The organism is Mucilaginibacter mali, from assembly GCF_013283875.1.
Lineage (GTDB): Bacteria > Bacteroidota > Bacteroidia > Sphingobacteriales > Sphingobacteriaceae > Mucilaginibacter > Mucilaginibacter mali.
Genome location: NZ_CP054139.1, coordinates 4,115,570 through 4,141,232, shown reverse-complemented (window position 1 = coordinate 4,141,232; position 25,663 = coordinate 4,115,570). Strand labels below are relative to the sequence as shown.

Sequence of the window (25,663 nt, the reverse complement as noted above, 5' to 3'; positions counted from 1 at the left end):
GCTCCGTATCCTCTGTGGTCAATTAACCACAGAGAACACAGAGATATACTTGTCCGTGAGAAAATTTTTATAAAGTAACAAAAGCTCCGTGCCCTCCGTGCTTCTTCTCTGTGACCTCTGTGGTTAAATCATCTTTAAATGCACATAAAAATTATATACATAATTTTCTTATGTATATAATAAAACTTTATATATTTGCTATATGAATGCAAACCCAATGCTGAAAGGCACCCTGCAAACCATCATCCTGAAATTGCTGGAGGATAACGACCGCATGTACGGTTACGAGATCACCCAAAAGGTAAAAGAGGCTTCGGCCGGAGAAATCCTGCTGACCGAAGGCGCCCTGTACCCCGCCCTGCATAAGCTGGAGGGCGAGGGCCTGCTGCAAACCACTACCGAAATTGTGGACGGTCGCGCCCGTAAATATTATAGTCTTACAGAAGAGGGCGGCAGAGAAGTAAGCAGTAAGCTTGACGAAGCCCGCGCATTTATTGAGCAATTGCAAAATGTGCTGAACTTAAAACCCGCTGTAAAATGAAAATCACATCAGAACAGGAAACTCACCTGCGCAAATACTTAAGGGATGCGATGCGTTACCGTGAAACGTGCGAAGAAGTGTACGACCATGTGCTTACCGCGCTTCAAAACAGGGGATATACCGGCACTTTCGAAGAAGCCGTTAACCAAATATTGCGCGAAGATTTTGGCGGTTACGATAACCTGCGCCAAATGGAAGACGATGCCAAAAACGCCGCGGTTAAAAGTGGTATCAGCAAGTACCTGGGCTTTTATATGGGTTATTTTAAATGGCCAAGGTTAATTTACGTATTGGTTTACGCTGCCCTTATTTACCTTTTTTTTGGCTACGCGCGATTAGCTATTATTTTAGAGGCAATGGTGGCCTTAACGGTAATTACACCCTGTGTATTATCGTTGATGAGGTATTACCAAATAGGCTATCGCTTTGGCGATACAAAAAGATCGGTACGGGATACGGTGTTTGCTAAAATAGCTATTGTGCCTATCCGCTTGTTTGTGCTGGGCACAATATTACTCACCATGTCTTTTGCGCAAGGGCATAATATCTGGACGGATCCCCATCCAATAGTGGTTACTATATTATTTGTGCTATCGAATATTTATCTCAGGGCATTTCTGGAACTATATCGCGATGAATTTAAAATAAGCCTGCAAGCATGATACTTAGAACCGAAGAAATAACCTGGGTAAGCGATAAACTAAATACTTATGATATCAAGTACCAGGAAGTATACGATGAGTTGAAGGATCACCTGCTTACGGCTGTTGAAAATATGCGCGCAGCTGGCGATGACCGGCATATAGAAATACTGTTTAATGAAGTGGTAAAAAAGCAATTTCCGGGCTATTGGCCATTCGAGGATATTGTAAAACAATACCAAACTGCATACCGTAACAGGATACGAAAAACCATGTGGGCCAATTGCAGGCATTACTTTAACTGGCAAACCGTCCCGTTAATGCTTTTACTAATGGTAGTCAGCTTTTATTTGCCAAATGTTAAAGCAGTTAAGGGATGCATGATGGTGTTGCTGCTACTGGTTAGTATTGTGCCTGTTGTGTATGTATATATCAAAGGCCGGCATATCCGCACCGATAAGGGGAAGCATTCTTTAACAAAAGGGTACATGATCACCGTTTCTAACCTGATGCTGGCTGTATTTAATTTGCTGGTCAACAGCATTAATCTGCTTGCGCCCGAATCGGCTTTAAGCCCCAGGTATTACCTGCCGACGGTGTGTATGTTTTTGCTCATCATTTCCTTTATTTATGGTTTAAGCTGCATTCGCGTAAGCAACCGCGAGTTTAAAATTGCCTGATGTATGAAACTGAACAAGGAACGACTACAGCATATCAGGGCTTCATCAGCAAGCGTGGCTTTACCCACTACGATCTGCAACTGGAGTTCATCGCTTTAAATGTGATGTTTCAAATTTACAATGCAGGCCACCAGTTTATGCTCAGCAATAATAGGTTGAGCGCTAACGTGATCTATTGGGTATGCGCTGTTTTTATCAGCTTTTCGGTTTTGTATTATTTGGCTATGCATAAAGTACAAAATGCCGCGCTTGATAATTGCCGCGAGTTGGAAGAGCAGTATCAGTTTACGGTAGGGAGTTAGTGTAGTGCATGCGCAAGTACCCCTGGCAAGTTGTCGAAATATTATACACTAAACCTGATCTCACTCGCCCCATAATCTATCACCGCGCTGTACTGCATCAATATATCGCCGCCAATTACCCCTAAAACTTCAGGATGGTTCATTTGCCGGTAGGCGATATTAATGGTAGACAGATCCAACACCGCTACTTCCATATTACGGATATGTAATGCGCCGATATACAGATCCGGTATCACGGCCGTGTATGATGCCATTTCGTTTGTCCCCAACCCGGTTGATAGTTTATCGCTGGCTAATATCAAAGCATCTTCATGCACCTCCAGCTGGGCTTTATCAAAAGCGGTTTTAGATGCGCCGGTATCTAAAACCACAGTATAGGTTTGGCCGAATAGCTGAATATCCAGTAAGGGATGATAACCATCGCCGTTAAGTTCGATAATGCGGAGGGGGTGGGTCATGCTAATGTGCAAATATGCAGATGTGCGAATATGCAAATGATTTTTAAATGTTCGATATGTTGAGATCATTTGCACATCTGCATATCCGCACATTCGCTCCGTCATCTGCACATCTGCACATCTGCACATTCGTTAAAACGGATACCCAATTGCCAAATTAAACACCCCTGCCCTCGAATCGAACCTGAACTTCTGTCCGTCGGGCAACCATGGTTTTAATACCGGGAAGCCGAAATCGGTACGCAGTACTAAAACGGTCAGGTCAAACCGCAGGCCGAAACCTACGTCGGCGGCTATCTGGCTCAGGAAGTTTTTACCGAAGGCGCCGCCGGGTAAACCGGCATGCGAGTTAAGGTTCCAGATATTACCGGCATCAACAAACAGAGCGCCATTAACTATGCTGAATAGTTTTGGGCGGTATTCGATATTGGCCTCCAGCTTAATATCGCCCGATTCATCAGGCAAAAAGCTGCCTGCGCTGCCAGATGATGTGGCGTTATAAGTGCCCGGGCCAACCGACCTTGCCGGGAAACCGCGCAGGCTGTTTGTCCCGCCAATAAAGAACTGCTGGCTGTAAGGCATAATGGTAGAGTTGCCAAACGGTATCCCCAAGCCAAACATCATACGCATAGCGATGGAGCTGTAATAGCTGGTTTTGTGGTAAAAGCGGATCTCGTTCTCCAGTTTTACATACTGGTTGTAATTAGCGCCAAATACCTGGCGCACCTTACCCGCTAAAGTATCCGCGCCCGACAGCACGCCAAGGGCCAGCGCCGAAGTACTGATCTTACCGTTATAATACAGCGAGTTGATGCGCTTATCTTCGGTAGTGTTAGTAAAAGTGTAGCTGTATGACGGGCCAAAGGTTAGCTGGTTATCAATAACGTGTTTCAGCGTAGGGTTGCCCGTGGCGGTAATGGTATCTTTATATTTTTGGCTTACATTGGCCGCGTTTACATAAGTGACATTGGTGATATTCAGCTCGTGCGATCGGTGCAGGTTTTCCTTCCACTGATAGCCCCACGATCCGCTAAACGAGTTAAGCGAATACAAAGAAACCCGGTTGGTAATAGCATATTGCAGCGCCAGATTGGTATGCGGCACAAAGGCGCTGCTATTGGTAAAATTAAACGGACTGATAAACCGCGGCCACGAAAGACTGGTATTTACACCGGCCTGGTAAACATTGCTGCCGCTATTCTGTCCCGATACCTGCACATCGGTACTACCAAACAGGGATACGGTCAGTAGTTCCGCGCCTTTAAAGGCATTGCGGTTGCGCCAGCTCAGGTTAACCTGCGTACCCGTAAAGTTGGCCGATGTGGTGCGTCCCAATACCTCAAACTGCAAGGATTTACGCTGATAGGGGGTAAGGAAATAAAACACATTCAGCTTCGGCGAGTCAGTCTTTACATCCTCAAAACGGTTCTTCACAAATTTAAACGGACCTAATTCAATAAAGCGGTTCAGCGCCTTGTTATGCTCGGTACGGCTGTAGGTGCTGCCAGGCTGAAATTGTACTACCTGTTTAAAAACAAAATCGCGCACGTATTCGCGTTTTTGCACCACGTAATAATTGCGGTAACGTTCGGCCTTATCCAGCATCAGCGAGGTATCCCGCAGGGTATAGTTGGGGTAAATGTAAATGTTATTGATGCTGTAGATGCGACGGGCACGGTCGGCGGTCTCGGGTTTCACCTCAACCGTAACATCCAACTGGTGGTTGGCTATCGGGGTATCTATCCGCATGATAAGGTCCTCGGGCGCGAAATAATAGAACCCTTCTTCCTTCAGGCGGGCATCTATACGCACACGCTCGGCTTTAATGATATCCAGGTTATAGTTATTGCCGGGCACCAGCAGGGTCTCTTTGGCGGTACCGGCCACGGCGGTATCCAAATCGGTCTTTCCTTTAGGGAAATTGATGTTGCGGATACTGTACGATGGCCCCGCGTATACATTAAATACGGCTTTGGCGGTCTTTCCCTTGCTTACGGTATCGCCGCTGGTTTGCGCCAAAAAGAAACCCTCGTTTTGCAAACGGTTCTGCATGATCTGGCTGTTGCTGTTCACATCAACCGCGCCTATCAGTACCGGCGGTTCGCCCCATTTGCTGAAGATCTTTTGGATAAAGTTACGGCGGGCGTGGGTTTTATTATAGATCCACAACTTTACCCGCAAACCCAAAATGCTGGAATTGGGCACCGGCCGCACCAGTCCCTTCATTTCATTGGCTATGAATTTCTGGTCGCTTTTGGTCAGTTCGTTGGTATCTACCTTTACTTCGGGGCCTGTATACAGTTTTTGGTTGTTTACCAAATATTTGGTATTACTGCAGGCACTGGCCAGCATAGCCAGTATAATTAAATATATAAACCGTTTACCCATGTTACATTGTAGTTGTTTGCAGGAACTGGTCTTGTTGAAACACGTCGTCCTGCTTATTCATGATGATGCTATCCTCCTTCAATTCACCCTCATCGTTATTCAATTCATCAGGCGGATTATTTTTTTGTTGTTCCTGCTGTTGCTTTTGCTGGTCTTGTTGTTGCTGCGCCTTTTTATCGGTCGAATCCTGCCTGGCCTTATCAACCGCTTTATCCACTTTGTCCTGTTCTTTCACTTCCTTCTTCAACTGCTTTTCTTCCTGCGTGCGTTTGCGGAAGATCTGGCTGAAGCGATTATAATCAACCGTGAGCGTAAAGGCTACGCCGGTCTCTATCACCTCGCCCTGTATCACTACGTATTCATCCTTACGGTAAGCACGCAGCGCGTAACGGCCATCCTTACTTAGCTTGTAACCTACCGATACGTTGCCCGCAATATTGGTGGCTTTTTGGCCTGGCTGGTTGTTACCTTCCAAATTAAAGTTGTTGCCCACGGTAACTGTCAGGCGGTCGTTCAGGAATTGTTTCGATAACCCTACATTCAAATCTGTACGGTTTTGCGCGGTACCGGTAGAGTAATCCGCACCCGATTCCAAATCGAAGCTCAATGCCACCCCGCCGATCAGGTCGCTGGCCAGTTTATTCAATTGGTCGGATAGCAGGCTGCTCACGCTATTGCGGATAGTACCGTTTATACTGGTGCCCGGACCCTGACTGGCCAGCGGGTTATCGCCAATAAAGTGGCCCAAAACCAGCACGCCCAATACCTGTTTGTTCAATTCGTTAGGGTCTTGCCGCACCTGCGCCAACCTGTTGTTCACGGTGTTGATCACATCGTTAGATATCATGTAGTTATCTTCGGGCAGTGTGATATCAAAGGTGATCACCGGTGCCATCAACTGGCCCTTCAGCATCAGGTTTACGTTGAAAGGCAATTTTTGCTTGTACATGGTACGCTGTGTTTCATCGCCGGTTAGGCCCTGTTCTACCAGGTCAATCGGCGGAACCTTGGCTATGTAAACAGCGGTCAGATCAATATCGGCGGTGGTCGGGTCGCCAGTCCAGGTGATGGTGCTGCCCTTTTTAAAATCGAACTTGCGGTTAACTGTGGCGTACGATAGGGTGTACGAACCCTCGTTAACGGTATAAGTACCCGTCAGGTTGATCTTGCCGCTTGGGTCGATGCCCGCGTTCAGTTGCGCGTCGCCTTTAATGTGCACCACATCGCCGTTGCGTTCATCAATTACAATGTTAAAGTTGGCGTTCTTATCTACGTTGATGGTTGCTGAAACATCCATCCCGGTAACATCCGATTTCTTCAGCGAATCCAGCTTTTTAGCCAGCATGATCGAGTCCATCTTCGGCGCGTTTGCATTGGCAAAGTACACCACGCCCTTCCGGTCTTCAATGGCCGGGTCGTTGGTGGGTAGTACAATGGTCATGTCGGTCTTATCGTTTACCGTAAGCGTAGCATCAACCACCGGCTTGTTCATATCGCCGCGGATCTTGATGCGGCTATCCAGGTAAAGCTTGCCATAATACAAATGGTTATCGGACTGGGTAGAGTTGATCACCCTGAAATTATCGGTATTGATATCCAGCCCGAAGCGGAAATCGGTAAAGGTTTTGGTGTATACCGTGCCTGTAACCACGGCCTTATTTCCGACGGAATCGATCAGCGTAAAATCGTTAAAACGGATGCCATCGTTATTAAAGGTGATGGTCTCTTTCTGCATCCGGAAGTAAGAGTTGAGCATGGATACATTGAAGCCCACCTGGTTAAAATTAACATCGCCCCGCACCTGCGGTTCGCTTGGCGAACCGGTAATTTTCAGTTGCCCGGTAATATCGCCGCTGGCCCTGCGGATGGCGCCGAAGCTAAAGCCTTCGATGCTTTTCATTTTCAGTGTAACAATGTTCAGATCCATATCCAGGCGGCTTTCGGGCGCGGTATAGTACAAACCTTTCAGCGTTACCTGGTTGCCTTTGCCGGTAATGTTCACATCGGCAGCGTAGGCGTTTTCGGTTTGGTTGTTCACTTTTATGGCGATGTTACCTACTGTATCACCCTTGAAATTGAAGTTGCCGATATTCATATCCGCCACAAATTGCGGCGACTTTTGAAAATTGCTGATCTGCGCGTTACCATTAATGACACCACCTACCAGCAGCGAATCCTGCTGGGCTATCTTGGTCAGTGTTTCGATACGGAAATTGCTGAAGTTGACATTGATGGGCGAGTTATACTCGGTCGAACTGCTATTCAGGCTCAGCACCTGGTTACTGTTAGATATGCTGAACTCGCGCGCCAGGATACCCTGACCACCAAATTGCAGGGCGTTGTTAGGGTTAACGGTCCATGGGGTATAATCAAACATCAACCCGTTCTGCAAAAAGCTGAACTGGTACTCGTTAGGCATAGCGGTAAACACGCCGGCAAGGCGGTAACGCTCTTTTTTCTTAGCATCGCGCACCTGTACACTTACATTCAGTTTGTTGTTTTGGGCGTTGCCGGTAATGCTGGGGTAAAGCAGATCGAGCGAGGTGCCTACTTTCACTTCATCAACCGTTAGGGCATAGTTCAGCGCGTTGTTACTGGTGTTGATATTCAGCTTGCCATTAGTTACCGTATTGGTGCCATAAACTACTTTCGGCATGCTGCCGTTCACCAGCAGCTCGCCGGTATTGCTGTCAAATTTACCGCTGATGTTTACCGGGTTCAATTGTTTAAGGTCGGGCACAAACTTGGTAAGCAGCGGTGTTTTGATCACATGCAGATCAAAAGTGAACTGCTGCGGCGAGTAGGCCGGTTTAAGCGGTTTGTTATTCTTCAGCTTAACGCGATTGGTGGAATCTATTTTAGCCCTTGCCGCTGCCGTAGCGCCACCGGCCATATTGGTATCATAATATTTATTGATCACATCCTGTAGCGCCGGGCCAACCTGGGTTAGCTTGTATTTGCCGCTCATGTGGGCGGTAAGCATAGGCAGTTTTAATAACAAGGTGCTGCTATCGGGCGTAGCGGTTGACACCAGACTTACGGTATCCAGGTTAATGCGTTCGCCTTTGTTCACCAGCAGCATATCGGTTAAAAGTATCTTACCGTTCAGGTAATCAGGGTCGGCGGTAGGCACATCGGCCACCAGCTTGCCATGGAAACGCAGCGGGTCTTTCACAAAGCCCAGTTTTTGCAGGTCGATGCTATCCACCATCACAGTGCCTTTCACCGATGGATATTTCTTGTTCAGGTTAGCGGCCAGATCAACGTTAAAGTTAATGTTGGGGTCTTTCATGCGGGCGTTCACCACGTAGCTGCCGTTGGTAGCCGTGCCTTTCATCACCAGGTTCTTATAGGTATAGCCTTTTACATAGGCGCTGGCTACATCTCCGCTAAACTGAAGGCTCAGGTTCTTAGGGTCTATGCCGGTGCCTTTCACGTGGGCCGTAGCGGTAACCAGGCCAACCATTTGTGGTTGCTTAGTTAGTACACCCACATTAAGGTTATTCATTTTAACATCGGCTACGTAGCTTTCGCGGCCTTTGCGAGCGCCGTTGTAGGTGGCGTTCAGGTCGGCGGCGCCTAAGCTACTGCGCAGGTTAAGTTTGGTGCTAAAGTTGGTCATGCCGCCCTTGAAAGTACCCTTCAGGTTCATATTATCGGGGATGCTCACACTGGTCGGGATAGTCCCCGGCGGCACCAGGCGGGCAATATCGGTACGGGTGGTGGTAAAGTCTTTAATGTTCAGGTCGGCATAAACCTTGTTCACATCGGGCAGGCCTTTTATCACCGCCGAAGCCTTGATGTGGGTATGCCCCAGGCCGGTTACTTCTAAATTAGGAATATTGAGGTTGCTTACCTTACCCATCACGCGGCCATTAATTTTAAATACCGAATTAGGCGAACTTTTAAACGGTTCTATCTTAGCCATATCTGGCATCAGCAGCAGCACATCTTTCAGGTTAAGCTTGCTGCCATCTAAATTGGCGTTGATGGTTAGCGCGCCAATGTTTTTGGTCAGTGCATCCAGCGATGGATAGCCGATATGTACCTGTTTTTGCAACACTGTGTTCGGCGTTTCCAGGTACATATCGTTCAGGTATGCATTTTTCGGGCCGTAGAAGAAAGCCGTGTGGAACTCTTTGATACGTAATCCGCTTTTTTCGTCAAATGTCAAAGCGCTGATCTTGCCCGAAATGGTATCGGGGTTGTAGGCAAAATTGTTTATCTCACTGTTCAGCCCGCGGATGTTCATGTGGTTAAAGTCCAGACCACGGGCGATAGGTTTAGCCGCGTTATTATCAAACTGGATATTATCGTTAATTAAACTCAGTTTGGCCAAATTCACCGCCCAGCCTTTGTTGCTTCCCGGGGCGGTAATAATGGTATCTAACTTTTTAACGGTTTGCGCCACGGCTTTGGCTACCGTTTTAGGTTTGGCCAGTTCCAATGCGGCACGGGTATCGTTAAGGGAGATGGATTTGATGCCTACCTTTTGGTTCTTCAGGTCTATCTTGTCCATCTCTACCAGTAGTTTGCCCAAATCCATTTGGGTGCTCATCTCGTTGGTACGGTAATCCAGTTTTATCTTCGATATATCGATGGTGCCCAGGTTAATGGTCATGTTCAGCGGCTTCACGGCCGTATCTATGGTAGCCGCCTGCCCTATCGATGACCCCACCTGTGTTTGAATAATGCGCGCGTTCAGTCCCGAAAGGTTGATCTTAGGGATGGTGAACTTCATTTTATCCAGGTCGAAATCCTTAATGCGGGTATCAAAATGGCCCAGCAAAAACCGCACATCGTTACCGGTAGTTGAATCTTTATAAGCGACATGGATCTGATCGAGAATGATCTTATCCAGCGAGAACTTCATGGTCGAGGTAGTATCGGCAGGCTTTACCTCTTTTTTTTGTTCGCCTGCGAATGCTTTGATAATGTAATCGAAATTGAAAACACTGTCTTTACCGCGGTTAACCTTTGCGGTGATGCCCTTCAGGTTGATCTCGTTTATTTCTACTTTGTTGTTCAAAAGTTTAAACAGGCTGATGTCTACTTTCAAGTTCTCGCCGGCTATCAGGGTGTCCTTTTTCTGGTCTTCAAAATATACGTTCTCCAGCACGATCAGCTTAGGCAGGCCCAGGCTCAAGTGGCCTATCTGCACCTTGGTATGTATCTTGCCCTGCACATAATTCACCACTTTATTTTTAGCAAAATTTTGCACGGCAGGCACCTGTATCAATATCACCACCAGCAGCACCAGGAATAGTACACTCGCGATGATCCACAGGATAGTTTTAAGGGCTATACGTCCAAATTTTTCCAAGTCTTAGTTTTTCAAAGGGTTGATGTTGTGTTATGGCCCGCCGGTTGATGCGATAGCTTGCGATAACGTTAAACTATTTTGTGCTGCCTTGAACAGGCTACACAGTTTTTTGAACAATGCTTACAGCTAAGTTGTTTGGAAAATAAGACAATTTTTGAGGGGATTTACTTTATCAATCTACTATTTGCTTTGTGCTGATACATTTTAATTCCGTAACTATGTAGAACCGGACCTGATAAGTTAAGTAACACTGCCTGAAAAACCTTATGCCTTTTAACATGCCGCCCCTGTTTTACTTAGATAACTATGGCAATATTTGTGTTAACGCTATTGTTCATTGCTCAAACGTAGTTGTGCCGGTTCTTTTTATCCTGCATTTTTTTAAGATTAAACTTCCTGTTTTAAATTCACAAACGCTCATAACAGCGGTAAATACTGCTATGTTAATCGGCGCCTTATTGTTTATTGTAAAAAGCATTGTTTGTATGTTTTTGGCGTGGTATTCAGCCGCCTCGTACTGGCAAATGTGGGATCCTGTAATGCTTGCGGGGGGAATGATATTACCCCAATTATTTTGGTTCAGAAAGCTTCGGCACTCGATAATGTGTGGTTTGATAGTTGCAGGTTATAATATCATCTTATACATCCTCACCTGGCATCCCGCTCCTGAACCCGAACCCGGATGGCATGTTACGAATACGCCCTGGTATTATCACTTTCAATCGGCGTTTATTTATGTGCTCATTGTATGGTGTATTTATTGGATTATCAGCAGGCGCGAGGCAAGGCGAAAAACTTTACCAACACAATAGTCTCCTGATTATATAGATACATAAGTGGAAAGAGACACGAAGTATCGTGTCTCTACACGTATTACCGGCTAAATACTGACCCACAAGGTCATTTTCAAGATACGCTGTCTATATGATCAATACGCCAAAGTAGAGACACGATACCTCGTGTCTCTTTGATATATGTATCTGGATTATTAAGAGACACGAAGTATCGTGTCTCTACACGTATTACCGGTCATAATATCCACCCCACCGTAATTTTTCCACAAGGCACTAACCAACCACTGTTTTTTGATAAATTTGTTATCCGCATAACGATATTAGTGAAGTAGTTTTACCATGCCCGATTTCTCTCATTTACACGTACATACACAATTCTCCCTGTTAGACGGGGCGGCCGATATTTCCAAGCTTTACAAAAAAGCCGCGACCGATGGGATGAAAGCACTGGCCATTACCGATCATGGCAACATGTTCGGCGTGTTTAAATTTGTGGCCGAGGCAGGCAAGCATAATGTAAAACCTATTGTAGGCTGCGAATTTTACGTAGTGGAAGACCGCCATAAAAAGCAGTTCACTAAAGAGAATAAGGACGTGCGCCGACACCAGCTTTTGCTGGCTAAAAACGCCGAAGGTTATAAGAACCTGGTAAAACTATGCTCGCTTGGTTATATGGAAGGCCTTTACAGCAAATGGCCGCGTATTGATAAGGAACTGATCCTTAAATATCACAAAGGATTGATCGCTACTACCTGCTGTATTGGCGCTTCGGTGCCGCAGGCTATTTTAAGGCAGGGTGAAGAAGAGGGTGAAAAAGAGTTTAAATGGTGGCTCAACCTGTTCGGCGAGGATTACTATATCGAACTGCAACGCCACGAGATACCCGAGCAAACCATTATTAACAATGCATTGCTCAAACTGGCAAAAAAGCATAATGTTAAGGTGATCTGCTCTAACGATTCGCACTACGTGGATCAACAGGATAGTAACGCGCACGATATTTTGCTGTGTGTGAATACCGGCGATATGCAGAGCACGCCCATAGCAACCGACGAAGAAGGCGGCAAGGGCTATCGCTTCGGCTTCCCGAACGACCAGTTTTATTTTAAAACCCAGGCCGAGATGGGGCAGCTGTTTCACGACCTGCCCGAATCATTAGATAATACCAACGAGATAGTAGATAAGGTAGATGTGCTGAAGCTGAAGCGCGATATCATGCTGCCCAACTATCCCATCCCGCCCGAATTTAAGATACACGACGGTGCCGAGTCGGACACGCTGAACCAGTGGGAGTACCTGAAGCACCTTACCTTTACCGGTGCCAAAGAACGTTATATCGATATCAGCGCCGAAGCCGAGGAACGTATCAACTTCGAGTTGTTCACCATCCGTACTATGGGTTTCGCGGGTTACTTCCTTATCGTGGCCGACTTTATTAAGGCCGGGCGCGATATGGGCGTATTCATTGGTCCGGGCCGTGGTTCGGCAGCGGGATCGGTGGTGGCCTATTGTATCGGCATCACCAATATCGACCCGATAAAATACAACCTCCTGTTCGAAAGGTTCCTGAACCCAGATCGTAAATCGATGCCCGATATCGATACAGACTTTGATGACGAGGGCCGCCAAAAGGTGATCGATTACGTAGTTGACAAATACGGCAAGAACCAGGTAGCGCAGATCATTACCTACGGTAGTATGGCCGCGCGCACCAGTATACAGGATGTGGGCCGTGTGCTGGATATGCCGCTGAGCGATGTGAACCAGTTGAAAAAGCTGGTACCTGACACATTGGGTATCAACCTGAAACAGGCGATAGAACAGGTACCCGAACTACAGGAGATCTACAAAAGCAAAGACCTGAAAGGCGTAGTACTGCGCGAGGCCGAAAAGCTGGAAGGATCTATACGTAATACCGGCGTACACGCGGCGGGCATCATCATCGCACCCGATGACCTGACCACCATCGTGCCCGTAGCTACCGCTAAAGATTCGGACCTGCTGGTTACCCAGTATGATGGCCGTGTGATCGAGGACGCGGGCGTTATCAAGATGGACTTTTTGGGTTTAAAGACCCTTACCATTATTAAAGGCGCGCTGCGCATGATCAAGCAGAACCATGGCGAGGATATTGATATTGATGCCTTACCGCTTACCGATCAGCTTACTTTTGAACTTTACCAACGCGGCGATACCAACGGTACGTTCCAGTTTGAAAGTGATGGTATGCAAATGTACCTGCGCGATTTGAAGCCCGATAAATTTGAGGACCTTATTGCCATGAACGCCCTTTACCGCCCGGGGCCGATAGAGTATATCCCTAACTTTATTAACCGTAAGCACGGCCGCGAGCCAATTACTTACGATTTACCCGACATGGAAGAATACCTGGCAGAAAGCTATGGTATCACCGTGTACCAGGAACAGGTGATGCTCCTCTCGCAAAAATTGGCCGGCTTTAGTAAAGGCGATGCCGACGTTTTGCGTAAGGCCATGGGTAAAAAGCAGATAGAGGTACTTAATAAAATGGAAGCCCAGTTTATGGACGGTGCTATGGCCAAAGGCCACCCCAAAGATAAACTGACCAAAATATGGACCGACTGGAAAGCCTTCGCGCAATATGCGTTCAACAAATCGCACTCTACCTGTTACGCGCTGGTGGCTTACCAAACCGCCTGGTTAAAGGCACATTATCCTGCCGAATACATGGCATCGGTATTGAATAACCAGAACAGTATCGATAAAATTTCTTTCTTTATGGAAGAGTGCCGCCGCATGGGCGTGCCGGTACTTGGCCCGGATATTAACGAGAGCGGTAACTCGTTCGCCGTAAATAAAAAGGGCGAGGTACGTTTCGGGCTTTCTGGCGTAAAGGGTGTGGGTGAAAAAGCGGTAGAAAGCATTATTGAAGAACGCGAAGCCAATGGCCCGTATAAAACCGTTTATGATTTTGCCCAGCGCAGCAATGTGCGTACGGTCAATAAAAAATCGTACGAAAACCTGGTTTATGGCGGAGCCTTTGATGCTTTTAACCTGCACCGCGCGCAATTCTTCGCTAAGACGGAAAACGGTATCCTGACAGGTATCGAACGCCTGATCAAATATGCTAACGATTACCAAAATACGCAAAGCAGCTCGCAATCATCGCTGTTTGGTGGCGGGAGTGATATTGCGTCGTTTATCCCTGAACCTGCCATGCCGGAGTGCGAACAATGGGCGCTGATAGAGAAACTGAAGTTTGAAAAGGATGTGATCGGCATTTACCTTACCGGGCACCCGCTGGATAACTATAAGCTTGAACTGGTAAAATATTGTAACGCGCGTGTATCCGACCTGAAGACCATGCAAAAAGCCCGCTCGGCAGAGGGTGGAGAGGACATTATGACCGCCTTTGCCGAACTACGCAAAAAAGGCGAACTGTGCATTGGCGGCTTGATGGCTAACGTACAGCATAAAACCACTAAAACGGGTAAGCCATTCGGTACTTTTGTATTGGAGGATTATAACGATAGCTACGAATTTGCGCTGTTTGGCGATGATTATATTAAATTCCGTAACCTGCTGGGCGAGGGCTTTTTTGTGCAGGTAAGAGGGAATATCGAAGAGAAGTTCCGCCAAAAGGATAACTGGGACCTGCGTATCAACACCATTAACCTGCTATCCGAACTGCGCGACCGCTTTACCAAATCCATCACCGTGATATTGGATCTGCATGTGCTAAGCAGCCAACTACTGGAAAGTCTGGAAGCCATGGTACAGGTAAATAACGATCGTTATCCTAATAAAAACTGTACGCTCCGTTTCCAGGTACGCGACCGTGAGGAAGCCCTGTTGGTTGATTTGCCATCAAAAACTTACAAGGTAAACCCAAGCGACGACCTGTTAGAAGATATTCAGGCGTTGACGAATATGGAGGCGGTACTGGCGTAGTTATTGAATTGCACGGTGAAGCGTCCACGCTTCTCCGTATTTCTAATTAAGCGTCCACGCTTAATTTTTAAGTTTGTATATATTGAAGTTGTTGATAAAAATAATACTTCGGATTAAATTAAGCGTGGACGCTTAATTAGGAGTTGCGGTAAGCGTGGACGCTTACCGCTGCACAGGACTTACTGCTGCATATAATAAACCGCGCCCGGTGAAGCGTCCCCGCTTCACTGAAATTCTAATTAAGCGTCCACGCTTAATTTTTACTTGCGATATAAAAGTGAAATCTGCATTTTTATAAAAATGTCACGCACTGCACCAACCGATGAACTTTATTTTGTTACCCTAACTATAACCAACTGGATAGATCTTTTTACAAGGCGGATCTATAGCAATCTAATCATAGAAAATTTAGCATATTGTCAAAAGAATAAAAAACTCAATATCTATGCCTACGTATTAATGACCAATCATTTGCATATTGTAGCCAATGTTGAAGACGGTCGGTTGGGGGATGTTCTCCGCGATTTTAAGACCTACACATCTAAACAATTGTTTAAACTGATAGAGGATAATTTGCAGGAAAGTCGACGGGATTGGCTGTTAAGATCATTTGAATGGGCAGGAGCAAATAATCCGCGGAATGCTCATCATCAATTATGGCAAAATGGAAATCATCCTGTATTATTATATTCGGCCGATGTTATACAGCAAAAGATAGATTATATTCACAATAATCCGGTTAAAGCGGGTTTTGTAGGTTCGGCCCACGAATATTGGTATAGTAGTGCTAATCCGGATAGTCCTTTAAAGATTATTGTTTGAGATTAAATTAAGCGTGGACGCTTAATTAGGAAAGCAGTGAAGCGTGGACGCTTCACTGTGCCGTTTTTACGCAGCGGTAAGCGTCCACGCTTACCGCAACTTCTAATTGAGCGTCTACGCTTAATTTAAAATAACTCACACATTCCTATCCTCGATCATCTTAAAAAACTGATCGCGGTAGGTATCGCCCACAGGGATCACTTTATCGCCGATAAAGATACGGGAACGCTCAATACTGTCAATTTTGTTAAGCGCTACGATGTAAGATTTATGCACCCGCACAAAATGCCGATCGGGCAGGGCATCTTCCATCTTCTTCATATTTTGCAGGGTAATAATGCGCTCGGCCGTGGTGAAAATGGAGATATAATCTTTCAGCCCTTCAATATAAAGAATATCGTGCAGGTAAACTTTCTGAATTTTATGTTCGGTTTTAACAAAGATAAAATCGTGCGAGAAATCATCCTGTGGTTGTGCAGGGGCGGCTACCACAATTGGCTGCTGTTCCGATGCCGGGGCTTTGGTTGCCGGCTGTATAATGCTTTGGGCCTTTTGTGCCGATTTAAAAAAGCGGTCGAAAGCGATGGGCTTCAACAGGTAGTCTATCACATCCAGTTCGTAACCCTCCAGTGCATATTGCGGGTAGGCGGTGGTTAATATCACCTTGGCCTTACCGTTGGCTATCCGCAAAAATTGGATGCCGGTCAATTCGGGCATTTGCACGTCGAGGTAAACCAGGTCAACCCCGCCATCCTGCACTATGGTGAGCGCTTCAATAGGGTTGGTGGTGGCTTTTACCAGCGTTAAAAAAGGTGTTTTAGCTATATAATCCTCGATGATATGTAGGGCCAAAGGCTCATCATCAACTACCAGGCATCTGATCATGCTATAAAATTAATGATAATTCGCAAGTATAGGTATCGGCATCGTCATGAATTTCTAAATTGTAATTGCCGGGGTAAAGCAGATCTAAACGACGCTTTACATTATGCAAACCAATTCCACCAGACGAATCGCGGTTGTGGGCATGCTTTTTATTTTCCATGTAGAACGACAAATGTCCATCCGAAACATTAATGATCAGTTTGATGGGATGTGCTGAATCATTAGCTACGCCATGTTTAAAGGCATTCTCGATAAAGGCGATAAGTAGGAGCGGGGCTATCCGCTGACTCGTTACCGCACCGTTCACCTCCAGGTCTACGTAAGCTTTGTTACCAAAGCGTATCTTTTGCAGGTCGATATAGTTTTGCAGGTAGGTAAGCTCTTTGGCCAGGTCCACCTTGTTATCGTTACACTCATAAAGCATATAACGCATAATTTCCGATAGCTTCAGGATGGCCTCGGGCGTAGTATCCGATTTTTGATAGGCCAGCGAATAGATACTATTTAGTGAGTTGAACAGGAAATGCGGGTTGATCTGCGAGCGCAGGAATGAAAGTTCGGCGGTGAGGCGCTGGTTTTCCAAATCGCGTTGCACACGTTCGTTGGTGAACCAATCTACGGTAAACTGCAGGATGATACTAAAAATAATGAATAGTATACTGGTGATGAACGTGCTGAAAAAATACGATACGAAGTGTAGTTCTTCGTGTTCCATTTTTTCGTTAGGTACCTTAGGGTGCATCACATCCCATAACTGTGTAGAGAAGCCATACTTGATGAGCCCCACAGCTATAGTTGCTGCCAGTAAACTCAGGAAATAACGTTTGTATAGCTTTTTATCAAGAAAACGCGGGATAAGAATAAGGTAGTTAAAATAAAACAAGTTAATATTGATACAGCCGAATAATACAAACGCTACCAACAGCGTTTGCATAGGTATTTTGCTGTTGTTATGCGCAATAAATACCAAAAACGCGGTAGCGCATATCCAAAAAAGCGAGTGCCCTAATATTTTCCAGCCTTTTTTCATTGGATTAAATGTATATATAAAGACATTTAAATGACTTAGAATTTATATGTACCCCCTGTTTTTTTCGATGAACTGGCAATTATGATCGATGAACTGGTCGGCAAGGTTATTTAACCGTTCATCTATAAACACCGACAGTTGGTCTAAATGTTTTTAGCAGGTTAAACCTTTGGTGTTCCTTTGTATCATCAAAACAATCACAACACCATGAAAAAGTTAATTTCAAACTCAAACCCTTTTATCCTGATACTTATACCGGTATTATTTGCCATGGTAATGGGAGTAAGCTACCAGTTTGAACAAAAAGCCGGCGCCGAAGTAAAACAGATGGGCCAGCTAAATGTAAAACAGTCTACCTCATTATTTTTTAAAGGTGTAACTTTGGTTAAAACAGTTTGCACCGTAGCAAAACAAAACGTATGGTAATAGAAACCCAGGGGCTAACCTTCAACTTCGGTACACAAACCGTTGTTAAGTCGCTATCGTTACAAGTCCCCGAGGGGAGTATATATGGTTTTCTTGGCCCAAATGGCGCCGGGAAAACCACTACTATTAAATTACTGCTCAACCTGCTGAAAACGCAGGAGGGCGATATCAAGATCTTCGGGCTTGATTTTAAGAACCACCGCACCGAAATACTCTCTCAAATAGGCTCACTGATAGAGCAGCCTGCTATTTACGCCCACCTTACCGGCCGCGAAAACCTGATGAACCGCGCCATGCTACTGCAAGTGCCCGAAAGCCGGGTAGATGACATGCTGAAACTGGTGAAACTAAGCCAGGCCGGCGGTAAAAAAGCGGGCAACTACTCATTGGGAATGAAGCAGCGCCTGGGTATAGCCCTGGCCATGCTGTCGGACCCTAAGTTGCTGATGCTGGATGAGCCGACCAACGGCCTGGACCCTAACGGCATCATCGAGATCCGCGAATTGCTGATCCGCTTGGTGAACCAGCATAAAAAGACCGTTTTTATATCAAGCCATTTACTGGCCGAGATTGAGCGTATGGCTACCCACGTAGGCATCATCAATTTTGGCGAAATGCTTTTCCAGGGCGAAATAAAAGACCTGCAATCCATCAGCCAACCCATGGTACATATCGAAACCGATAATACGGTGGACGCGGCTAACCTGCTCACCAAGAACGGTTACCCTGTTATTGAGGTTAAGGATGATTACCTGACCGTTGGCTATAAATCGAAAGAGAAATCGGCAGAGTTAAATGCTTTGCTAAACCAAAATGGTTACCCCGTTTATAGCATCCACAAAGTTCAAAAAGACCTTGAAAAATTATTTTTAGACATTACCAAAACCGCCGCCCAATGAAAGGTTTTATATTATCGTTTCAATCTGAATTTTATAAAACCCGCAAAACCCTTGGTTTTTGGTCGGCTATAGTTTTGCCGGTGCTTATCAGCCTGCTGATATTTTTGGTGATGTATGATAATGCCGCCAAAATGGAAAAATTGCCGGGCATGATGTTGTGGCGGGCCTATTCGGGCGCTATCATTAACATAATGGGGATATTGCTGCCGTTTTTTGTCATCTTCGTAGCCTATTCTACCAATAGCGTTGAGCATAAAGCGGATACCTGGAAAACGCTTTTCAGTTTGCCTATATCCAAATGGGCTATCTACTCGGCCAAATACCTATATACGGTGTTCCTGATATTTATTTGCCTGCTGCTGTTCCTGCTATTCACTATTGGCACGGGTAATTTGTTAGGGATGGTAAAACCCACCCTGCGCTTTGCCGATTTCCATATGGAATGGGCGCTGGCACAGGTTTTCTTCAAGTTGTTCCTGGCGTCGTTGGGTATTTTGTCCATCCAGTTTTTGCTAAGCTTAGTGTGGTCAGATTTTTTAAAGCCGATGGGTATTGGTTTTGTATGTACCATATCGGGCATGTTTATGGCCGGGTTGGATTGGCAATATGCTTACCTGGTGCCATACTCGCACCCTATGTCGGCATTAAAAAGTATGATGCCACACGTAAAAGGTAAAGGCCCCAGCTTAAAAGCCGAATACATTGTAGAGATATTTACCAAGGAACTATACGTTGGCCTGGTGGTAGCGGTGATAGTTTTTATAACCGGGTTTTATGTAGTGCAGAAGAAGAGTGTAAAGTAACGATTACAGATTTAACTGTAGAGACACGATACTTCGTGTCTTTTTTTGTTTATATGGATCATGAGACACGAAGTATCGTGTCTCTACGTTGAAAAGGTCATGTTAAATTGTAGCGATTATTTACTGTAGAGACACGATACTTCGTGTCTCTCTCGATGTCTATCTGTAAATTGATATTAAAAACATTATCCCTTCACCAATTCATCCCCTTCCCGTATCATCCTTATCCCGTTCATCGCCGTAGCCAACCCGCAGCCAATACCAACAATGGCCGGGGCCACATAATCAGGCGCGTGCTTGTAGGCGATGATAAAGCCTGCGATGGCCACCAGGCACATCCAGCCGCCAATGGCATAATAAAATTCGCGGTCGAACAATTTGGCCAGCGGGAAGAAATGCAGGCCGACGATCAACCCGAAAGACGGGAAGAAGAGGTTGATATGCCCGGTATTTTCCAGTATCACCCGCATTACAAAAATGGCGATACCTTCTATGGCGAAGATGTAATAAAAGCGTTTGGTCTTTTCCTTTTCAATCGGATCATCGTTCTCCTTTTCACCTTTTGAAAGGTTGCGCAATACTTTGTTCAGGCGATTATAATTAACGATAAGATATACAATGATGATGGAGAACACCACGCCGCCCGCCCAATGATCGCGGCCCTGCAGCGAACCCTCGGCAATAATGATCCAAATGGCCGTGAATATCGTCATAAGGAATAAGCCGCCGGTAATGTCTTCTAATTGTTTGCGATGCATGGGGTTAGAGATTAGAGATTAGAGGTTAGTTAATTAGAGATTAGGTATTGACAACTGCCCTAAAATAACAACTAATCTCTAATTAACTAACCTCTAATCTCTAAACAACTACCTCCCCCTCGCCGGCGTCGGGAATATCGGCAGGCTTTCATGCCCTTCGGCATCTACCGATTGTATAGCGAAGAAGTAATTATCCTTTGAATAAATAGAGGTGTAAGTATTACCGGTTACAAAAAACTTCTTTTCCCAGTACGGGCTGATGGTTTCGCGCATCAGCACGTAGTATCCTATTGGTTTCGGCCCGGCGGCCGGGGCTTCCCAGCGCAGGGTGGTTTTGTTGGTAAGGCCGGCGGTAGATACCACTACATTTTGCGGCGATGCAGGGGCCGATGCCAGGTTAGCCAGTACCGAAAGGTTCATGCGGGCCACTTTTTGAATATAGGTATAATCGGCAAATTCGGGTACGTCGCCGTAATCAACGCCTTTTTCGTTGCGCACGTATTGGTGCTGGCGGTTAAAGTTCTCATTCATTTCGGTAAAGCGTACGGCGGTAAAACCCTGCAACTGGAACGAGGTATGGTCGCCTCCGCGCAGGAAGCGGTCGCGGCGGTAGATGAGTTTTACATCAAGCTGGTCTACATAGCGCTCACCGATCTCTTTAATATAGCGGGCCAACTGGCGCGACGGGCTGTCGTTCTCGCCGCCATTGCCAACCAGGCTGCTGATGGCCGCGGCGGCACGGCGGGCAGCTACCGAATCAGTTCGGGAGATCAGGTCGGTTGATGGTACGCCTTCACTGAAAACGCGCACGTGCATATTATCTTTCAGGTCGTTATCCAGGCCGTGGGTATTGCCAACAATATCGTTGTTCAGCATAGCGTCTACGCTCCAGTTCTCGGCGCGGGCGCGCTTGGCCAGGTGGGCCGAGCCATCCAAGCCTTGTTCTTCGCCGGGCACACAAACAAATATAATAGTGGCCGGGAAACTGCTTTTAGCCATTACGCGGCATAATTCCATTGATACTGCCGTGCCCGACGCGTCATCTACCGCGCCCGGCGCATCGGCCTTGCTGTCCATTACGTTACCTACTATCGAGTCATAGTGACCAGAAACGATGTACACGCGCTTATCGTTCGGGTCGGTACCTTTCAGGGTGGCTACCACATCCTTCAGCACGGTAGGCTTATCAATACGGGCACTTACCGGTTGAACGAAGGCATCAAATTCCACCTTCATGCGGCCGTTTGAGGCGGCGGCATATTTTTCCATTTCGGACTTTATCCAGTTACGGGCCGCGCCAATGCCCTCGGTTTTGCTGGTGGTATCGCTCATCGTATGGCGGGTTTTAAAGCTTACCAGCTTGCGTACAATGGACTCTACGTTTTGTGCCGATACCTCATCAACCAATTGTTTAATGGCCGGGTCCTGTTTAACGGTGGTTTGCGCCACCGCAGGGAGGGTAAGTAAGGATAAGATAAGTAGTTTTAAGTATTTCATGTTGTTTAGTTTGTCAAATCTTCAGTTCTTCATTGCGGCGACATTTACTCACCCCGACTACGCTTCGCTGGTCGACCCTCTCTCTTCGCTTCGCGGAAAGAGGGCAGAAGCAGTATCGGATAACCTTTTTCCCTCTTTCGCCAAAGGCGAGAGAGGGTGGTCCAGCGAAGCGCGGACCGGGTGAGTCTACCCCGCAATGACATTGAGGTTATTCCCCATCCTCCGCCAGCTCCATCATTTTGCCTGGCTGTTCAAAATTGCTGCGCACAAAGTGGCACCAGTCGCATTCTTTTTTGCCGCAGCCGGTGGCAAAATCGTGCGCCATAATTTTGCGGTAGGTTTCGGTGATCTGTTCTTTTACCGTCTCTTCATCCTGCGGACTGATCACCACCTTTTCTTTGTGATATTCGCCCTCGGCAATGGGTTCTATAAAATCGAACACGGTGCCGGTTACCTGCCAGTCCTTGGTGCGGTCGTGGTCTATCAGCAACTTATAAAATACCGCCTGGCGCCAGTAATCGCCACCGTTAGGTAATTCATCATCCGGCCGGCGGAATTTATCCTTGGCGTATTTCAGCTTACCGGTTTTATAGTCAACCACGGTTACGTCTTTACCCATAAACTCCACCTTATCCAGGTTCCCTTTTACGGGTACACCGGCTATTTCCAGGTTTTTAATAGGTAGTTCCACCAGCGTTACCTTGTTCCAGTACGGGGTGTTCAGGTCGTAATAAACCGGTAAGATCTTTTCGCCATATTCCACCCGGCGCTTAAATTCATCCTTGGTAAAGGCATCGCGGTTGCGATAGATGTACGCCTTAAAATCCTGCAAAAACTCATTTGCCGACAGGAACTCATCGTTATTATCCTTCAGTTTTTTAAAGGCCTTACGTAAAGCATCGTGCACCGCCGAACCAAAAGTAGCCGCCGGACTTTTACCCGATGGCACCCTGATCAAGCACTGGAAGTAAAACCGAAGCGGGCAATCCAAATAATTACTAAGGTGGGTTACCGACAGCGTGTAGTTTTGCAGCAATTGGTTGATGTAGGCGGTATCCAGCAGTTGCACTTTAGGCTTATCATCCTCGTTATACTGGGTTAGGAAAAAGTCGACCATATCGTCCGGATCTACCTTCGGATGCTCTAGCTTCAGGTGGGTGGTGGCCAATATCTCGCCGATAAATTGCGATGCCTCCTGGTCCTTTTCGTTCTTATCCATGGCCGAATAAGAGATGGACAGGTGCTGCTTGGCGCGGGTAAGCGCCACGTAAAACAGGCGGCGGGCCTCCTCTTTTTCAGAGATATCATTAGCCGGGGCCTGCATCAGCGTATCGGGATAACTGAAGCCCATATTGCGGCCTTTGCTGTCCCAAATCCTTTTGTTGCAGCCAATCATAAATACATGCTCATACTCCAAACCCTTTGATCCGTGCGCGGTGAGGAAGTTAACCCCATTGTCCGAATAGATCAGTTGATGCAGATCCAGCCGGATGCCGTTCTTCTTCATCAGGTCGATAATTTCGATAAACTCCGCCAGTGTGATCTCCGGGTTCTTGCGGCTTTCGCCTTTCAAAAAATCGAAGAAGTTGCTGAGCATCTGCATATACTTACCCTTATCGGGCTGCTTCATAATATATTTCAGGATGCCCATTTTGTTGATCACCTGCTGAAACAACTCCTGCAGGGTTTCGCTTACCGATGTTTTCAGCAAATCGTCGATATAGCGCATCAGGTATTTGATTTCGTGATTGGGCGCGGCATCAAACATGCCAATTTGCGATGGCATGCGCATCTCGCTGATGTAACGCCGCAGCGATGTTTTAGGCAAGCCCTTGCTGGCCGTGCTGTAATTTTCGGTAGCCACCGCAATGCTGGCCTTAGCCACATCTATAGGTGGGATGTCGAAGAAATCGTAATGCAAGATCTCGAACAGCTTATCATCCCCACTGTAAGGCGTCTCCATTTCGGCGGCGAGGTAACGCAGGATATTGGTGATCTTTTCGCCGAATGGCTCTGTCAAAATATCAATACGGCGACGGGTATTTACAGCTATTTTTTTACTATCAAGATAATACACCAAATCCTCGGCCTGGCTGTGGTTTCGGTAAATTACGGCTATCTCGCCCGGGGGCGTGCCGGTATTCACCAGTTGCTCTATTTGCCGGGCTACGTCCACCATTTCCTGGTCGGGGTTGGCGTATTCGCGTATCAGTGGCTCAACAGCCAGTTTGTTAAAGCGCGGGTGCGATGCCTGCAGGTTTTTATCAAGGTTAAGCTGCGTGGTTAGCCGCTCGTTATTGTTATCGATAAGTGAGCGCGATATATCCAGTATATGCTGGTTGGAGCGGTAATTATGCTTAAGTACGATGGTTTTCAGCGTGGCCACGTAATCGCCCGCGAAATCCAAAATATTTTTCATGTTGGCGCCCTGGAAACGGAAAATGGACTGGTCATCATCGCCCACCACAAACACATTGGGCGTTTCCCAATAGCTGATGATGAATTTCAGCAACTCGTTTTGCGCGCCGCTGGTATCCTGAAACTCATCTACCAGCACGTACTGGTAGCGCTCCTGGTAGCGGCGCAAAATCTCCTCGTTATTACGGAAAGCGTTCAGCACCCAGATGATCATGTCGTCGTAATCGTAACGGCTTTGACTGTTCATTTTGGCCTGGTAGTTCCGGTATTCGCCCACGGCGGCCAACAGCTTACTCATGCTCTCGTGTGCCGCGTCTATCTCCTTTTGCTTCGGGTCGCCGGCTTTTATGCCGCGACTGGCATTGGGTCGTTTATAATAAAAGCCCTCGCGCAGATGCAGATCCTGCAAATATTCGCGTACCGCTTCGGCTATTTGCTCCTCGCTCCAGTTCTCTTTCTTCATGGTCGAGAACAGCGAACGCAACCTTGGGATATCGTAATAAACATCGCCGGTAAAACGCTTCAGCAGGTGGTCTTTGCCAAAATCGTCCACCAGTTCGCGAAACAGCATAGCCGATTCCAGGTCGGACAGCGGCTCCAGACTCAGTTTGCCGAAGTATTCCAGGTTCTCCTGGATCACCTCGTTACAAAAAGCGTGAAAGGTATGGATGTGGATGCGGTAAGCATCGGGGCCAATAAACTCGAACAGGCGCTTACGCATGGCCACGGCGCCGGCATCGGTATAGGTAAGGCAAAGGATCTCGTTGGGCTGGGCATCGGTTTCTATCAGTATCTTGCCAATGCGGGCGGCTAAGATCTGCGTTTTACCCGTCCCCGGCCCGGCCACTACCAGTACAGGGCCATCCATTTTATTAACGGCGGCCAACTGCTGCTCGTTTAAACCGGCTAACACTTGTTCAAATTTCTCCTGGTATTTTTGGTAGGCAGACTGCATAGCTTGGAAGGTAAAAATAATTAAAAAGCGCCACAATTGGGCGGCGGCAACGTCAAATGCTGGTTACAAAAATAGGTATAGGCTATTAGTTTTGGTTATAGGTTGGGATGTTT

The 25,663-nt window shown here is 46.6% G+C and carries 17 protein-coding genes; 9 read left to right on the top strand and 8 right to left on the bottom strand.

Features of this window, described 5'->3' with window-relative positions; all coding sequences use genetic code 11:
- Nucleotides 1–202 precede the first annotated feature (202 nt).
- From HQ865_RS17295 to HQ865_RS17280, 4 genes are read left to right on the top strand one after another with little or no spacing between them, the layout of a single operon-like run.
- Entirely contained in the window at nucleotides 203–541 is a 339-nt protein-coding gene (locus HQ865_RS17295) for a PadR family transcriptional regulator (RefSeq protein WP_173416107.1), read from the top strand.
- On the top strand, nucleotides 538–1,203 hold the full coding sequence (locus tag HQ865_RS17290) for a hypothetical protein (RefSeq protein ID WP_173416106.1): 666 nt from the start codon (nucleotides 538–540) through the stop codon (nucleotides 1,201–1,203). The genes HQ865_RS17295 and HQ865_RS17290 overlap by 4 nt, the downstream gene beginning before the upstream one ends.
- Complete coding sequence (locus HQ865_RS17285) at nucleotides 1,200–1,862, top strand: hypothetical protein (protein WP_173416105.1); 663 nt, start codon at nucleotides 1,200–1,202, stop codon at nucleotides 1,860–1,862. Before HQ865_RS17290 ends, HQ865_RS17285 begins: the two co-directional genes overlap by 4 nt.
- On the top strand, nucleotides 1,862–2,164 hold the full coding sequence (locus tag HQ865_RS17280) for a hypothetical protein (RefSeq protein ID WP_173416104.1): 303 nt from the start codon (nucleotides 1,862–1,864) through the stop codon (nucleotides 2,162–2,164). Before HQ865_RS17285 ends, HQ865_RS17280 begins: the two co-directional genes overlap by 1 nt.
- 41 nt (nucleotides 2,165–2,205) lie before the next feature.
- On the opposite strand, the gene HQ865_RS17275 is transcribed toward HQ865_RS17280, so the two are convergent.
- The 3 genes from HQ865_RS17275 to HQ865_RS17265 all read right to left on the bottom strand — a co-directional run bounded on the left by HQ865_RS17275 (nucleotide 2,206) and on the right by HQ865_RS17265 (nucleotide 10,333).
- Nucleotides 2,206–2,622 (bottom strand): aspartyl protease family protein, encoded by a 417-nt coding sequence (locus HQ865_RS17275; RefSeq protein WP_173416103.1) that lies wholly within the window; start codon nucleotides 2,620–2,622, stop codon nucleotides 2,206–2,208.
- Nucleotides 2,623–2,754: 132 nt separating this feature from the next.
- Complete coding sequence (gene tamL, locus HQ865_RS17270; protein WP_173416102.1) at nucleotides 2,755–5,010, bottom strand: translocation and assembly module lipoprotein TamL; 2,256 nt, start codon at nucleotides 5,008–5,010, stop codon at nucleotides 2,755–2,757.
- A gap of 1 nt (nucleotide 5,011) precedes the next feature.
- A complete protein-coding gene (locus HQ865_RS17265) occupies nucleotides 5,012–10,333 on the bottom strand; it encodes a translocation/assembly module TamB domain-containing protein (protein WP_173416101.1) in 5,322 nt (1,773 codons plus the stop codon).
- A gap of 1,133 nt (nucleotides 10,334–11,466) precedes the next feature.
- On the opposite strand from HQ865_RS17265, the gene dnaE reads away from it, so the two are divergent.
- Both dnaE and HQ865_RS17255 read left to right on the top strand, forming a co-directional pair.
- A complete protein-coding gene (gene dnaE, locus HQ865_RS17260; protein WP_173416100.1) occupies nucleotides 11,467–15,057 on the top strand; it encodes a DNA polymerase III subunit alpha in 3,591 nt (1,196 codons plus the stop codon).
- Nucleotides 15,058–15,357: 300 nt separating this feature from the next.
- Nucleotides 15,358–15,879 carry an REP-associated tyrosine transposase gene (locus tag HQ865_RS17255; protein ID WP_173416099.1) on the top strand — a complete coding sequence of 174 codons (522 nt, stop codon included), beginning with the start codon at nucleotides 15,358–15,360 and terminating at the stop codon, nucleotides 15,877–15,879.
- A 135-nt stretch (nucleotides 15,880–16,014) separates the two neighbouring features.
- Here the strand turns inward: HQ865_RS17255 and HQ865_RS17250 are convergent, their stop codons facing one another.
- Both HQ865_RS17250 and HQ865_RS17245 read right to left on the bottom strand, forming a co-directional pair.
- Nucleotides 16,015–16,764 carry a LytR/AlgR family response regulator transcription factor gene (locus HQ865_RS17250; protein WP_173416098.1) on the bottom strand — a complete coding sequence of 250 codons (750 nt, stop codon included), beginning with the start codon at nucleotides 16,762–16,764 and terminating at the stop codon, nucleotides 16,015–16,017.
- A gap of 1 nt (nucleotide 16,765) precedes the next feature.
- Nucleotides 16,766–17,794, bottom strand: coding sequence for a sensor histidine kinase (locus tag HQ865_RS17245; RefSeq protein ID WP_173416097.1), 1,029 nt, complete (start codon nucleotides 17,792–17,794; stop codon nucleotides 16,766–16,768).
- A gap of 207 nt (nucleotides 17,795–18,001) precedes the next feature.
- Between HQ865_RS17245 and HQ865_RS17240 the strand changes: the two genes are divergently transcribed.
- Genes HQ865_RS17240 through HQ865_RS17230 form a run of 3 tightly spaced genes read left to right on the top strand, consistent with a single transcriptional unit; the run spans nucleotide 18,002 to nucleotide 19,922 of the window.
- Nucleotides 18,002–18,220, top strand: coding sequence for a hypothetical protein (locus HQ865_RS17240; RefSeq protein ID WP_173416096.1), 219 nt, complete (start codon nucleotides 18,002–18,004; stop codon nucleotides 18,218–18,220).
- On the top strand, nucleotides 18,214–19,119 hold the full coding sequence (locus HQ865_RS17235; RefSeq protein ID WP_173416095.1) for an ABC transporter ATP-binding protein: 906 nt from the start codon (nucleotides 18,214–18,216) through the stop codon (nucleotides 19,117–19,119). Before HQ865_RS17240 ends, HQ865_RS17235 begins: the two co-directional genes overlap by 7 nt.
- Entirely contained in the window at nucleotides 19,116–19,922 is an 807-nt protein-coding gene (locus tag HQ865_RS17230; RefSeq protein WP_173416094.1) for an ABC transporter permease, read from the top strand. The genes HQ865_RS17235 and HQ865_RS17230 overlap by 4 nt, the downstream gene beginning before the upstream one ends.
- A 185-nt stretch (nucleotides 19,923–20,107) precedes the next feature.
- On the opposite strand, the gene HQ865_RS17225 is transcribed toward HQ865_RS17230, so the two are convergent.
- The 3 genes from HQ865_RS17225 to HQ865_RS17215 form a co-directional block, all read right to left on the bottom strand.
- A complete protein-coding gene (locus HQ865_RS17225; RefSeq protein ID WP_173416093.1) occupies nucleotides 20,108–20,680 on the bottom strand; it encodes a hypothetical protein in 573 nt (190 codons plus the stop codon).
- 108 nt (nucleotides 20,681–20,788) lie between these two features.
- On the bottom strand, nucleotides 20,789–22,177 hold the full coding sequence (locus HQ865_RS17220; RefSeq protein WP_173416092.1) for a M20/M25/M40 family metallo-hydrolase: 1,389 nt from the start codon (nucleotides 22,175–22,177) through the stop codon (nucleotides 20,789–20,791).
- A gap of 208 nt (nucleotides 22,178–22,385) precedes the next feature.
- Nucleotides 22,386–25,550, bottom strand: coding sequence for an ATP-dependent helicase (locus HQ865_RS17215; RefSeq protein WP_173416091.1), 3,165 nt, complete (start codon nucleotides 25,548–25,550; stop codon nucleotides 22,386–22,388).
- Nucleotides 25,551–25,663: the final 113 nt, after the last annotated feature.

Excerpts from the sequence above, each read along its gene's own strand:
- HQ865_RS17250 (WP_173416098.1), bottom strand. The coding sequence starts at position 16,764 with ATGATCAGATGCCTGGTAGTTGATGATGAGCCTTTGGCCCTACATATC.
- HQ865_RS17215 (WP_173416091.1), bottom strand. The coding sequence starts at position 25,550 with ATGCAGTCTGCCTACCAAAAATACCAGGAGAAATTTGAACAAGTGTTA.
- HQ865_RS17235 (WP_173416095.1), top strand. The coding sequence starts at position 18,214 with ATGGTAATAGAAACCCAGGGGCTAACCTTCAACTTCGGTACACAAACC.
- dnaE (WP_173416100.1), top strand. The coding sequence starts at position 11,467 with ATGCCCGATTTCTCTCATTTACACGTACATACACAATTCTCCCTGTTA.
- HQ865_RS17220 (WP_173416092.1), bottom strand. The coding sequence starts at position 22,177 with ATGAAATACTTAAAACTACTTATCTTATCCTTACTTACCCTCCCTGCG.
- tamL (WP_173416102.1), bottom strand. The coding sequence starts at position 5,010 with ATGGGTAAACGGTTTATATATTTAATTATACTGGCTATGCTGGCCAGT.
- HQ865_RS17245 (WP_173416097.1), bottom strand. The coding sequence starts at position 17,794 with ATGAAAAAAGGCTGGAAAATATTAGGGCACTCGCTTTTTTGGATATGC.
- HQ865_RS17275 (WP_173416103.1), bottom strand. The coding sequence starts at position 2,622 with ATGACCCACCCCCTCCGCATTATCGAACTTAACGGCGATGGTTATCAT.
- HQ865_RS17285 (WP_173416105.1), top strand. The coding sequence starts at position 1,200 with ATGATACTTAGAACCGAAGAAATAACCTGGGTAAGCGATAAACTAAAT.
- HQ865_RS17240 (WP_173416096.1), top strand. The coding sequence starts at position 18,002 with ATGAAAAAGTTAATTTCAAACTCAAACCCTTTTATCCTGATACTTATA.
- HQ865_RS17230 (WP_173416094.1), top strand. The coding sequence starts at position 19,116 with ATGAAAGGTTTTATATTATCGTTTCAATCTGAATTTTATAAAACCCGC.
- HQ865_RS17280 (WP_173416104.1), top strand. The coding sequence starts at position 1,862 with ATGTATGAAACTGAACAAGGAACGACTACAGCATATCAGGGCTTCATC.
- HQ865_RS17255 (WP_173416099.1), top strand. The coding sequence starts at position 15,358 with ATGTCACGCACTGCACCAACCGATGAACTTTATTTTGTTACCCTAACT.
- HQ865_RS17295 (WP_173416107.1), top strand. The coding sequence starts at position 203 with ATGAATGCAAACCCAATGCTGAAAGGCACCCTGCAAACCATCATCCTG.
- HQ865_RS17225 (WP_173416093.1), bottom strand. The coding sequence starts at position 20,680 with ATGCATCGCAAACAATTAGAAGACATTACCGGCGGCTTATTCCTTATG.
- HQ865_RS17290 (WP_173416106.1), top strand. The coding sequence starts at position 538 with ATGAAAATCACATCAGAACAGGAAACTCACCTGCGCAAATACTTAAGG.